Origin of the sequence: Listeria sp. LM90SB2 (genome assembly GCF_028867355.1) — a bacterium.
In the GTDB taxonomy this organism is placed as follows: domain Bacteria; phylum Bacillota; class Bacilli; order Lactobacillales; family Listeriaceae; genus Listeria; species Listeria monocytogenes_B.
On the sequence record NZ_CP046449.1, the window covers coordinates 1,912,354 to 1,924,988 of the forward strand.

A 12,635-nucleotide genomic window follows, 5' to 3' on the forward strand; every position below is an offset into this window, starting at 1 on the left:
TTTTTTGTCATGTGTTATGCTGATCTGTGCTCGGCTGGTAATACTAAGTTTAAGATAATCCCAATAACTGCCGCGAGCGCCATACCAGATAGCTCGAACGTTCCAGCTTTAATGAATAAGCCGCCAATTCCGACTACTAGTACAACCGAAGCAATAATCATATTACGATTAACACTTAAATCAATTTTATTTTCAATCATCATTCGAAGTCCACTCGTTGCAATAACCCCAAAGAGTAACAGGGAAATGCCGCCTAGAACTGCTGTAGGAACCGAGGTGATAACTGCATTGATGTAACCGATAAATCCGAAGAGGATTGCGAAAACTGCCGCTCCTCCGATAACAAACACGCTATATACTTTTGTAATTGCAAGAACGCCAATGTTTTCACCGTAAGTCGTTACAGGTGGTCCGCCGATGAACGATGCGATAATCGAAGCCGTACCATCTGCAAGTAAGGAACGATGAAGTCCTGGGTCTTTAAAGAAGTTTTTATTCGTAATTCGATTAAGTAGTAATTGATGCCCCATATGTTCCGCCATTGTGACAAACGCAAGTGGCGCCATACTTAGAATGACCGTCACGGTAATTACTGGGTCGATATTTACAAATGGAATGCTGAAATCTGGAATTTGGAAGAAAGAGGCATTTTTGATTAACGTGTAATCTACCATCCCAAAAGCCATACTTGTTAAGTAACCGACTGTGAAGCCGAACAAAATTGGAATCAAGCCCATAAATCCTTTGAAAAACATCATTGCGATTATGGTTGCAAGGAGCGTAATTACTGCTACTGCCAAAGTTTCTAAACTGTATTTACCATTGTTTGTTCCCATCGCCATCGCTGCTGCACTTGGAGCAAGCGACAAACCGATAACCATGATTACTGGCCCAACAACAATTGGTGGTAAAACCTTTTGAATCCAGTCAACACCAGCGTAGTAAACAATTAGAGAAACAATCGCATATACTACACCGACGGAGAACGTTCCGACCATAACTGCGCCCGGACCTCCGCCAGATTTGGCTGCAAGTAGTGCGGTAATTGGTGCAATAAAGGTAAAGGAAGAACCTAGATATGCGGGGATTTTCCCGCGAGTAATTCCTAGATAAGCAAGTGTCCCGAGTCCGCTAGATACAAGCGCCACTCCCGGGCTTAACCCTGTCACACTTGGCACAAAGATAGTAGAGCCAAACATGGTGAAAAGGTGCTGGATGCTAAGAATAATCCATTTATTGAAGCTTGGTCTTTCGTGTATATCTAGTACTGGTTTTGTCACTGTTTCTGTCGTTTCTGTCATTTTCTTCCCTCTTTCTTCATAAAAAATACCCCTTGTCTGTGTCGACAAAGAGTATAGAATAATCCCCTATAGAAATTAATCACTCTTTGTCAGCCTCACAGGACTGCTTTTAAAAAAGTGTTACATTGTTATTCATTTTTGTTAATAATAACCGCATCTTCTTCGTTGTCCACATCGGTTAGGCGAACTTCTACTCGTTCGTTTCCTGATGTCGGAATGTTTTTCCCTACATAATCTGCTCTAATCGGTAGCTCTCTATGGCCCCGATCAGCAAGCACTGCAAGGTGAATTTGCGCAGGTCTACCTACATCCATTAATGCGTCCATTGCGGCACGCACAGTTCGACCTGTATAAAGCACATCATCTACAAGAACGACTTTTTTTCCATTAATATCGAATGGAATGTTCGTCCCATGTACAGCGGGTTCGCGAGTCTTATCATCTTTGAAAGATAAATCATCTCGGTAAAGTGTAATATCAATATCTCCAACTGGAACATCAATACCCTCAATTTCAAGTATACGCTTATGCAAACGCTCTGCAAGATAGATACCACGCGTCTTAATACCGACAAGCGCTAAATTCTTCGTGCCTTTATTCCGCTCGATGATTTCGTAACTTACTCGAGTGAGCGCACGTTTGATTGCCGCCTCGTCCATGACAACTACTTGTTTTTGCATCCGAAATCTCTCCTTTTGTGCAAAAAAATAACCCTCTGCCAGTGTAAGCAAGGGAACGCGTACGAGTATACAATTAACCCGTCAAATTATCGTCACCTTCTTAGCCTCTCTGGACTATGTTAAAGGACTTTATTTCATTAGACTTATCTTAACTGATAGAACTCTCCTTGTCAATCAAAAAAAAGAAAAACATGTTATACTATTAATAATAAAATAAAGGAGGCCAAACATATGGCTATATCTAAAGCAAAAAAGAAACGTCAAAAGCTCATACGCGAAGGTCATTTGAATCCTGAAATCAAGCGTAGCCCCTTTGCACTCATCGATTTAAGTTCCAAACAAACAAAAACGAAAAAAGGATATCTTTATAGTAAGAAGCGGAAGAATCACCAAGAAGATGATTCTTTTTTTGTGTATTTTTTTAAGTTTTCACATTTTCTACATATTAACAACTTGAAATAGTCTACTTTTACCAGAAATTAGTCCAATTTAACTGCTCTATGTGCTATGCTGAAATAGCTAAAAACATGGACTTAAGAGGTGAATACAATGGGCATAATGAATAGCTTATTACAACAGAAAGAAATGGTCGTGAAAGATTGGCTAACGTATTATGTATCTGTGGATGATCCATATATCTTCACATTAAAAAATGATCATCGTTTAATGGATGAAACGGGCTTTGTTTTAGAAAATTTGTTTATTGGAATGACTGAAGATTTAGGAAAAATGAATGCTTTCGCGCGTGAGCTTGGAAAAGCACAGTTTATTACTTCACTCGGAATTTCTCGTATTTTATTCCATATTCGCTTACTGGAAGAGTTTTTGCTCGATTATGCATCAGAAATCAAAACAAAATCTGCTAATTATCGTGAATTATATTTATTTAGCATCAAGCTTCATCAGGTATTTAGTAGTTTCACGCAAAACTTAATCGAAGGCTATACCCGTGCAAATGAACAAAAGATTATACAAAAAGAAAACCAAATTATTAAAGAATCAACCAAACTAATTTGGATTGCCGAAAATGTTTTTCTGTTACCTTTAATTGGAAGAATTACCGATGAGCGAGCAAAACAACTTACTGAAACAGCGCTTGTTGAAGTTTGTGAGCAACCAGTGAACTATTTAATTATCGACTTATCTGGCGTGCAGTTAGAGTCTCCTAACATCGGCAAGTACATTGAGTATTTCTTCTCTTCGCTTAAATTAGTAGGTGTAACTCCGATTATTACAGGTATGCAACCGCAAACTGCCAAAGTGATGGTTCAAGTTAATTTAACTGAACAACATGGTATTAAAACATTTGCAACCTTACGCCAAGCAACAAAAACACTTATGAAAGAAAAAGAAGCAAGAAACGCCCGTAAATAGGTGTTCTTGCTTCTTTTTTAATATTCTTCTTGACGTAATGATTTTAAAGCTTTTTCAAAGGAACTAGGAAGTGGCGCTTCAAACATCATTCGTTCTTTCGTTGTCGGATGATCAAACCCTAATTTTGCGGCATGGAGAAATTGGCCATTGCCTTTGATTGTATTTTTAGGTCCGTATTTTGGATCTCCTGCTAAAGGATGACCAATATATTTCAAATGAACTCGGATTTGGTGCGTACGTCCAGTGTCTAATTTGCAATTAATTAATGTGTAACCTGGTAAACGCTCTAATACTTCAAAATGCGTTCTCGCTTCTTTCCCATCGCGTACGACTGCCATTTTTTGGCGGTCTTCTTTTGCACGACCGATTGGCGCTTCAATTGTTCCTTTTTGGTGGACAATGTCACCGTGGACAAGTGCGATATATTCTCTATCCGAAGTTTTGTCTTTTAATTGTTTGGCTAGTGATTCATGGGCATGGTCATTTTTAGCAACCATTAATAAGCCAGATGTATCTTTATCAATTCGGTGAACAATTCCTGGACGGATTTTACCGTTAATTCCCGATAAATCATCACAATGGAATAGTAAAGCATTCACGAGCGTTCCACTTGCATGTCCCGCAGATGGATGAACGACCATTCCTTCAGGTTTATTTACAACAAGCATATCTTTATCTTCAAAATAAATATCGAGTGGAATATCTTCTGCTAAAACTTCTAGTTCTTCTGGTTCACGCACTTCGTAATGAATTTCATCGCCAACTTGTACTTTGTAATTTGGCTTCGCAAGTTCTCCGTTAACCGTAATATCACCGTTTTTCAGCATGAGTTGTATTGCTGAACGACTTTTTCCCATCATTTCGGCAATCACTTTATCCACACGTTCACGCGCATGACTTTCTTCTATAATCAATGTTTCATTCTGCATTATTTAATTCCTTTCGTTTTTCGGTCGTCTACAAAAACATACACGAGCATTAGTACGACACCAACTGAAAGCGCGGCATCTGCCACATTAAAGATTGGGAAGTAATAATTTCCCCATACTGTCTGTACAAAATCCACTACTTCTTGATGCAAGACTCGGTCGATAAAATTACCAATCGCACCACCTAGAATAAACGCTAAACTAATAGAAAATAGTCGCTTTCCTTTGGCATATTTTTGCATAATATAAATTATAATTCCAATAACAACAACAGTAATAAGATAGAAAAACCACATATGTCCTTCCAAAATACTCCAAGCCGCCCCGTCATTACGGTAGCTTGTCCAGTATAAGAAACCAGGAATAACTTCTATTTTCTGTCCAATTTCCATATTTTGAACAACAATCCATTTAGTTAATTGATCTAGCGCAATCACTGCTAGGGTGATTAGATAATAGTACATTTTCCGAACCCTCTTTTCACATCAGTTAGATAAAAAGTACGCGCTCCCCTTTAAAAATAAGAAGAGCGCATCACTTCTTTGTTATTGTATGATAAATTGAAGCAAAAATAAAGCTGCAATTACATACATGACTGGTGAAGTACGTTCCTCATTTTTCGTGAAAGCACGAAGGATTGGATACGCAATGAAACCAGCTGCAATTCCGTCTGCAATACTATACGTCAGCGGGATTAACACAATAATCAGTAGTGCTGAAAAAGTTTCTGCCGCATTCGATAAATCCATTTCTTTAAATTCTTGCAGCATCGACATACCGATAATAATTAAAATCGGCGCAATCGCACTGTTCGGAATAAAAGATAATACCGGCATTAAGAAAAGGGATGCGATAAAGAACAGACCAGTTGTTATTGTTGCTAAACCAGTTTTTGCTCCACTCGCAAACATCGAGCCACTTTCAAGTGCAGAGATCGTTGGGCTTGTACCAAATAAGCCAGATAAAAAGGCTGTCAGTGAGCTAGCTTTTAAAATGCGTGGTAATTTTTCGGTTTGCTTCAGTTGCCTTACTTGTCCATTGGTAAGTCCAACTGTTTCAAACACAATAACCATCGTCATCGTAAAGACGGCACTCCAAAAACCAACGCTCGCCATTCCGGAAAAATCAGCTTTAAAGAGTACATCACTCCACGGTGCAACGCTTATCGAAGCACCTCCAGCTTTCCCGGCAACACCAAACATCACACCAACGACTGTCCCGATTATTAAACTCCATAAGAAAGCGCCTGGAATTTTTCGAATAACTAGAATCATCGTTAATAGTAGTGTTACAAGTGTTGCTAATACGAATGGATCGCCTAAATCTCCAACGGCAATAATAGCATGTTTCCCGCGCGTGACGATTCCGCCCTTCTCAAGCCCTAGGAAGATTAAGAATAAACCTAACCCAACCGTAATCGCTTGTTTTAAAATTAGGGGAATAGCTTCATTTAGTTTTCCTGCAAGTGGTGTAAACGCAAGAATCATAAATAGTAAGCCACTCATCGTAACAGCAGCGAGTGCAACCTGCCAACTTAGTCCCATTCCTTGAACAAGGGTATACGCAAACAGCGCATTAATCCCCATCCCAGGCATTAGAATAAGCGGTGCATTTGCCCAAAATCCCATAATCAAACAACCTAACGCCGAAATAAAAATCGTCGCAAGGACTGCTCCTTGATAAGGAACTCCAGCCTCCGCTAAAATCGAGCTATTGACGACAATAATATATGCCACCGTAAAAAAGCCAATCATACCAGCCAAAAACTCGGTCCGGAAATTGGTTTTATGCTCGTTCAGCCGAAATACTTTGTTGAAAAATTTCTGCATACTTTTTCCTCATTATGAAATTGTCCCTCTCCCAACCCGCAGAGTATTGCCCCTGCCACAGAACTTTATTATAACAAAGATAGTACATATACGAAAGGAAAAGTTTTTTGTTACGCCGCCAGAACGCCTTATTTATGCTATAATCTGAATGGATGCAAAAAGGAGATGATTACTTGCAACAAACAGTCACATATGGGGCAAAATGGAAACAATTTTTAACGATATTCACACCGATTGTCATTACGCAACTCACGCTTTTCTCTATGACATTTTTCGATACGACGATGAGCGGAAATTATTCAAATCAGGCACTGGCTGGTGTAGCAATTGGAAGTTCGTTCTGGGCTCCAGTAAATGCTGCTTTTTCTGGGTTACTGATGGCCATCACGCCAATCATCGCCCAATTAATCGGAGCGAAGAAAGAAAAACAAGTCAAAAACACGGTGCATAACGGTCTATATATTGCTTTATTTTTAGCTTTTATTTTAATTCTTATTAATTTTTTGGTCGTTCCAACGATTTTGACACACATGCCCGTTACGGCAGAAGTCGCGGGGATTGCTCGTCATTTCTTAAATGGCATTTGTATCGGAATCCCGGCTTTCTTTATTTCCGCGATTTTGCGTTCTTTTATTGATTCGCTTGGTTTAACTAGGGTAACGATGCTCATTACACTTTGTACCGTTCCATTTAATATCTTTTTAAATTACTGCTTTATTTTTGGAAACTTTGGTTTTCCGGAAATGGGTGGAGCTGGTAGTGGTTACGCGACAGGGATTACGTATTGGCTCGTTGTTTTAGTTAGTGTTATTTTGATTCAAACACAAACTAGATTACGAAAATTTGGTATTTTCAAAGGGCTTACGGCACTTCGTTTTTCTAAGATAAAAGAGATCATCGGCATTGGCGTTCCAAATGGTTTGACAATTTTATTTGAAACGAGTATTTTCTCAGCGGTAACCATTTTAATGGGAGCCTTTGGGACGGAGACAATTGCGGCACATCAATCCGCAAATAGTGTCTGCACACTGCTCTATGCTTTCCCGCTTAGTGTTGCTTCAACGTTGACCATTCTTGGCGGGTACGAGACAGGGGCAAAACGCTTAAAAGATGCCAAACAGTATCGTCATATTGGTATGGCTGCTGCGATTTTCATTGGTTGTGTAAATGGTGCAATCCTATTTTTCTTCCGCGATATTATTGCTGGTTTTTATACGAACGATCCCGCTTTGAGCAATTTAATCATGCATTTCTTAGTTTACGCGATATTGTTTCAATTTGCGGATGCTGTCCTGTCGCCAGTTCTCGGGGCACTTAGAGGATATAAAGATGTTACGGTCACCTCGATTGTTGCCTTTATTTCTTATTGGTTGATTGGGCTTCCAGTAGGCTACGGTTTATCGTTTACGAATCTTGGCCCATTCGGTTACTGGATAGGGTTAAGTACTGGCCTGTTTGTCGCCGCATTTATTTTATCCATTCGGGTTCGTAAAACGGAGCAAAAACTTTCTTTCAACACAAAAGACGCAGAGATTTCGAGTTAATCTCTGCGTCTTTTTTTATTTGGCTAAACCATCATGAATTTTATCTAAATTGTATTGCATCATTTCTAAATACGTGTCGCCCACTTCACCTTTTTTTGCAGTGGAGTCCGTGAAGATTTTTGCGAAAATTGGTACGCCTGTTTCTTTAGATACACTTTCCATACTACGTGGATCTACGCTTGTTTCGACAAATAAATTAGGCACTTTTTCTTTTTCCACGATACCGACAATTTGTTTCATTTGGTCTGGAGTACCTTGACTTTCTGTATTTATCTCCCAAATATATGCTGCTTTTAATCCGTAGCGAGCTGCAAAATATTTAAAGGCACCTTCGCTAGTTACTAATGTTTTTTGATTTTCTGGCAAATCTGCAAATTTTTGTTTTGCTTCTTTATCCAGAGTAGCTAATTTGTTGATATATTTTTTCGCATTCTCTTTATAAAAATCCGCATTGTCTGGATCCGCTTTTACAAGTGCATCACGAACATTTTCAGTATAGATAATTCCGTTATGAAGATCAAGCCATGCATGTGGATCTGTTTCAGACGTCTTGCCTTTTTCCGTTAAGTATTTGGGTTTTACACCTTTACTTAACTCCACCACTTGCTCCTTGTCGTCTCTTGATTTATCCGCCGTTTCTAACATACGATCAAACCAACCATTCCCTGTTTCCAAATTCAATCCATTGTAAAAGATTAAATCAGCATCCGCAGCACTTTGAATGTTGGCTGGCAAGGGATCATATTCATGTGGATCAACGCCAACAGGCACAATACTATGCAGTTCAATTTTATCCCCGCCTACATTTTTTACAATATCTGCTAATATCGAATAGGTGGCTACGACATTTAATTTGCCGTCTGTTTTTTTCGAATCGCTATTTTGACTGGAACACCCCGCAAGCACAACTACTAATGCGAAAAGAGCTACAACTATTATTTTTTTCATTCGATAACCTCCCTTTTTTTAGAAAATAGCAAACCTTGTTTCGGTGCGAATAAAAAGGCAATAAAGAAAATAATCGTCGCAACTAAAACCATCGCCGCACCAGATGCTAAGTTGAAAATGTAACTAAAGTAAAGTCCGATAATCGCACTCACTGCTCCAAATGTAGAAGCTAAAACAATCATTTTGGATAATTTATTCGTAAGCAGATAAGCTGTTGCAGCTGGCGTAATTAACATCGCCACAACTAAAATGATTCCAACCGTTTGCAAAGCGGAAACCGTTACAAGTGTTAAAAGTAACATCAAGAAGTAATGCAAGAATTTCACATTGAGACCATATGCTTCTGCCATCACTGGATCAAATGAACTAACTAGAAACTCTTTGTAAAATAGGGCTACTAATGAAATCACGATAATGGCAATAATAATCGTCATCCACATATCCGAACTCCGCACCGCAAGCACATTTCCAAATAAAATATGATACAAATCTGTACTACTTTTCGCAAAGAATATTAAAATAATACCTAGTGCGAAAAAAGCGCTAAACACAATACCAATCGCTGTATCATTTTTTATCCGACTTTTTTGATTAACAAAACCGATTCCAAGTGCCGCTGCAATGCCAAATGTAGCTGCACCAATAAAGAAGTTCATACCCATCATATAAGAAATCGCTACTCCTGGTAACACCGCATGAGAAATCGCATCTCCCATAAGCGACATACCTCGTAAAATAATAAAACTACCAATAACACCTGAAACAATGCCAACTGTCACAGAAGTAATAAGTGCCTTTTGTAAAAAACTATACTGCATTAATCCTTCTAAAAACAACATCTATTACACCCCCGTCGCAAATGCCACCGGTGCGTCACCGTAAGCAAATTGAATTTTCTCTTCTGTAAATGTTTGCTCCACTGGACCGTGCGCGACTAACTTCTTATTAAGTAAAATGATATCGTCGAAGTAAGCAGCCACTTTATGAAAATCATGATGGACCACGACAATCGTTTTCCCATTATCTCTTAGCTTTTTTAACAGGCGCATAATCAGCGCTTCACTCGTCATATCAATACCTGCAAATGGCTCATCTAAAAAGAAAATTTCCGCATGTTGGGCAAGTGCTCGTGCGATAAAAACACGTTGCAGTTGGCCGCCAGATAGCTCTCCTATTTGTCTTTTCATAAAGCCTGTCATTTCTACTTGTTCTAACGCATCTAATGCGAGTTGTTTCTCTTTTTTTCCAGGACGCTTAATTAATCCGAGCGCTGGATACGTTCCGAGCAACACCATATCAAAAACGGTAATTGGGAAAGTTAAATCTACTTCACTCCGTTGCGGTACGTATGCGATTTTCTTTCTCCAATATGTAAGTGGTTTGTCAGCCAATGTGACCTGCCCTTGTTCACGCGGAATTAGTCCCATCATTCCTTTTAATAAGGTTGATTTACCTGCTCCATTTGGACCGACAATACCCGTTAGTTTTCCTGATGCTATTTGAAGTGTGACATTATCAATTGCCACCTTTTGTTTATACGCTATTGTTAAACCTTGAATTTCCATCTAAACCACCCTTTTCCCACAAGACTAAGTTTTACACATAACTAAAAATGTTTCCTTAGAGCAACTTTAATTCAAAGTATAACGGAGAATCTTTTTCTTGTAAAGTAAAATGTTCAAAAAAATCCCGTAGTCGATTAAACTACAGGATTTTCACTATTATTATTTAATTGATCCGTCTGCTAATTTTTTGAGCAGTTTGCGGAATTCTGCTTGTTCATACTCAGAAAAAACAGCAAAACGTTTTACAATCATTTCTTTTTTCTTTTTATCAATTTCTTTGACAAATTCCTCGGCATTTGGGGTTAATTTCAGTTCAATAATTCGGCGGTCTACTTCTGAACGATGTCGTGTAATAAACTTTTCTTCGACTAAAGTATCCGTAATGGCTGTGATGTGACTGGCTGAAACATCAAGCGTTTTAGCTAATTCTGATGTTTTCGTAAGTCCACTTGAAATCAAGCTCAAGACCCGATACTCGCTACCACTTAACCTTTTGTCGAGTACTGCCTCTACTTCATGACGAAAACTATTAAAAATCCGCTTAATCAATGTTTCAATTTCTAAGTATGTTTCCATTTTCGCTACCTCCAGTTTTTCAAAAAAGTCGTACGTTTACTTCACCAAGGCTTTTGCTTTTTGTAGTTGTGGATCTGTTTCTTTTAGATGTTTTTGTGTTAATTCGACTAATTTATCGGTTGTTACACCTGTCATAATTCCTGTCACATCTAATTTATTTGCTGCTTGGAATCTTTGAACAGCATATTCTGTGTCTGTATCGTATAAGCCATCTACTTTCCCAACATTGTAATCTAGTGCTTTTAGCAATGTTTCAATGGTTTTAACATCATCACCGAAATCGCCATTTTTGTAGACTTTGGTGGAAGACGGGATAGTCATAGTTGCATAATCTGGCATGTTCACAACTACATCTGGCGTAATACCTTTTTCATGAATCCATTCGCTATTAGGTGTTAACCATTTTGCGACAGTTAATTTAAGCGTGGAGTCATCAGATAAAGTTGTTGCCGTTTGGACCGTACCTTTACCAAATGATTTCGTGCCGACAAGTTTAATGCCACCAGATTCTTTTGCTGCAGCAGCAAGGATTTCTGAAGCACTTGCACTACCACCATCTATTAACATAGTTGTTGGTACTTTTACTTTATAATCTCCATGTGAGCTACTATCCGCTTTAATGGCTGATTTATCACCGTCTTTGTCCTGCTCTTGTACAACAATTTTGCCATCGGGAACAAAGAGGCTAGAAATCGAAACTGCTTGATCAAGTAACCCACCAGGATTTCCTCGCAGGTCAAGAACAAGGCCCTTCATGCCATCTTTTTCAAGGGATTTCAATGCCTTTTCAAGCTCATCATAGGTTGTTTCTGAAAATGTACTAATGGTGACGTGCGCAATTTTGTCACTGCCCATTTCTTTGTACACCGTTTCGATTGGAATTTCATCACGAGTAATCGTGACATCAAATGGTTTATCTTCGTTGGAACGTTGAATGGTCAGGGTTACTTTGGTGCCTTTTTCACCACGGATTTTTTGTGTTGCTTCTGTTGCTGTATCGCCTTTAACAGACTTCCCATCTACTTGTGTAATAATATCTTGTGGCCGTAAACCAGCTTTTTCGGCTGGAGAGTTTTTGATTGGCGAAACTATTACAATAGCCCCATCTTTTTCTTGAATCTCAGCACCAATACCTTCAAAACTAGCAGAAATTGTATCGTTAAACTCTGAAGATTCTTTTTTCGACATAAATGTGGAATATGGATCATCTAATGAATTGACCATACCATTTATTGCTCCATCTATCATCGTTGTAGATTTTGTATCTTTATAATATTTGCTTGTAATTTCGTCGTATACATCGTAGAGCTTGGTAAATTCTTTTCGTTCTGGAATGCTCACTTTTACTTGCTTGTCATCCCCTAAAGACATTACGATTGTAGTCACTAATGCCGTCACAAAAACAAAAGCGAATAGTAGCATTATAAATGGGAATAACTTCATTTTTATATAACCATTGCCGGGTTTTGCTTTTTGTTCTTCGTCTTTCTCCACGTTATTTGGTTCGTTTTGTGGGGATTCTTCCATCTTTCTTCACCACTTTCTATGTAAAATGTGGCTAGTAATAGCACATTTTATTTAACTCATTTATTTTACCAGTTTTCCATTCATTTTGGTATCTTTTTTTCATGCTACACAAAAAAGGAGGATTCTGGACAGAATCCTCCTTTTCGCTTTTAAATTAAGCTACTTCATAACCTGCTTCTTCCACAGCATCAATTAACGCATCTTCTGTCACTTGTCCTTTTTCAAACTCAACAGTAGCTGTTCCTTCATCAAGTGATACTACTGCACTTTTCACGCCATTAACTTCTGATAAAGCTTTTGTTACGCGAGCCTCGCAGTGAGAACAAGTCATACCTTCTACATTTAATGTTAATTTTTCCATG

Annotated in this window: 14 protein-coding genes; 3 read left to right on the plus strand and 11 right to left on the minus strand. The window is 38.6% G+C overall.

The features are described 5' to 3' along the window. Positions 1–14 precede the first annotated feature (14 nt). Positions 15–1,301 (minus strand): solute carrier family 23 protein, encoded by a 1,287-nt coding sequence (locus GL301_RS09450; protein ID WP_003725671.1) that lies wholly within the window; start codon positions 1,299–1,301, stop codon positions 15–17. A 128-nt stretch (positions 1,302–1,429) separates the two neighbouring features. Beyond that, entirely contained in the window at positions 1,430–1,981 is a 552-nt protein-coding gene (gene pyrR, locus GL301_RS09455; protein WP_003726598.1) for a bifunctional pyr operon transcriptional regulator/uracil phosphoribosyltransferase PyrR, read from the minus strand. A 231-nt stretch (positions 1,982–2,212) separates the two neighbouring features. Here pyrR and GL301_RS09460 point away from each other — a divergent pair, with 231 nt between their 5' ends. Both GL301_RS09460 and GL301_RS09465 read left to right on the plus strand, forming a co-directional pair. Continuing rightward, positions 2,213–2,443, plus strand: coding sequence for a hypothetical protein (locus tag GL301_RS09460; protein WP_003726599.1), 231 nt, complete (start codon positions 2,213–2,215; stop codon positions 2,441–2,443). An 87-nt stretch (positions 2,444–2,530) separates the two neighbouring features. Continuing rightward, positions 2,531–3,355 (plus strand): STAS domain-containing protein, encoded by an 825-nt coding sequence (locus tag GL301_RS09465; protein WP_003726600.1) that lies wholly within the window; start codon positions 2,531–2,533, stop codon positions 3,353–3,355. A 17-nt stretch (positions 3,356–3,372) separates the two neighbouring features. Here the strand turns inward: GL301_RS09465 and GL301_RS09470 are convergent, their stop codons facing one another. From GL301_RS09470 to GL301_RS09480, 3 genes are all read right to left on the minus strand, one after another. After that, positions 3,373–4,284 carry an RluA family pseudouridine synthase gene (locus GL301_RS09470; RefSeq protein WP_003726601.1) on the minus strand — a complete coding sequence of 304 codons (912 nt, stop codon included), beginning with the start codon at positions 4,282–4,284 and terminating at the stop codon, positions 3,373–3,375. Beyond that, on the minus strand, positions 4,284–4,748 hold the full coding sequence (gene lspA, locus GL301_RS09475; protein WP_003726602.1) for a signal peptidase II: 465 nt from the start codon (positions 4,746–4,748) through the stop codon (positions 4,284–4,286). Before lspA ends, GL301_RS09470 begins: the two co-directional genes overlap by 1 nt. A gap of 81 nt (positions 4,749–4,829) precedes the next feature. Beyond that, positions 4,830–6,113 carry an NCS2 family permease gene (locus GL301_RS09480; protein ID WP_003726603.1) on the minus strand — a complete coding sequence of 428 codons (1,284 nt, stop codon included), beginning with the start codon at positions 6,111–6,113 and terminating at the stop codon, positions 4,830–4,832. A gap of 173 nt (positions 6,114–6,286) precedes the next feature. On the opposite strand from GL301_RS09480, the gene GL301_RS09485 reads away from it, so the two are divergent. Then, positions 6,287–7,657, plus strand: coding sequence for an MATE family efflux transporter (locus GL301_RS09485; protein WP_009929777.1), 1,371 nt, complete (start codon positions 6,287–6,289; stop codon positions 7,655–7,657). Positions 7,658–7,672: 15 nt separating this feature from the next. Here the strand turns inward: GL301_RS09485 and GL301_RS09490 are convergent, their stop codons facing one another. The 6 genes from GL301_RS09490 to copZ form a co-directional block, all read right to left on the minus strand. Further along, positions 7,673–8,605 carry a metal ABC transporter substrate-binding protein gene (locus GL301_RS09490; protein WP_003726605.1) on the minus strand — a complete coding sequence of 311 codons (933 nt, stop codon included), beginning with the start codon at positions 8,603–8,605 and terminating at the stop codon, positions 7,673–7,675. Next, a complete protein-coding gene (locus GL301_RS09495) occupies positions 8,602–9,444 on the minus strand; it encodes a metal ABC transporter permease (RefSeq protein WP_010958959.1) in 843 nt (280 codons plus the stop codon). The genes GL301_RS09490 and GL301_RS09495 overlap by 4 nt, the downstream gene beginning before the upstream one ends. Before the next feature lie 3 nt (positions 9,445–9,447). Further along, on the minus strand, positions 9,448–10,170 hold the full coding sequence (locus GL301_RS09500; RefSeq protein ID WP_003725806.1) for a metal ABC transporter ATP-binding protein: 723 nt from the start codon (positions 10,168–10,170) through the stop codon (positions 9,448–9,450). A 159-nt stretch (positions 10,171–10,329) separates the two neighbouring features. Then, positions 10,330–10,746 carry a MarR family winged helix-turn-helix transcriptional regulator gene (locus tag GL301_RS09505; protein WP_003725807.1) on the minus strand — a complete coding sequence of 139 codons (417 nt, stop codon included), beginning with the start codon at positions 10,744–10,746 and terminating at the stop codon, positions 10,330–10,332. 36 nt (positions 10,747–10,782) lie between these two features. Next, positions 10,783–12,273: a lmo1851 family serine protease gene (locus GL301_RS09510; RefSeq protein ID WP_003728284.1), complete on the minus strand. Its 1,491-nt coding sequence runs from the start codon at positions 12,271–12,273 to the stop codon at positions 10,783–10,785. A 154-nt stretch (positions 12,274–12,427) separates the two neighbouring features. Further along, a complete protein-coding gene (gene copZ, locus GL301_RS09515) occupies positions 12,428–12,634 on the minus strand; it encodes a copper chaperone CopZ (RefSeq protein ID WP_003725809.1) in 207 nt (68 codons plus the stop codon). Position 12,635: the final 1 nt, after the last annotated feature.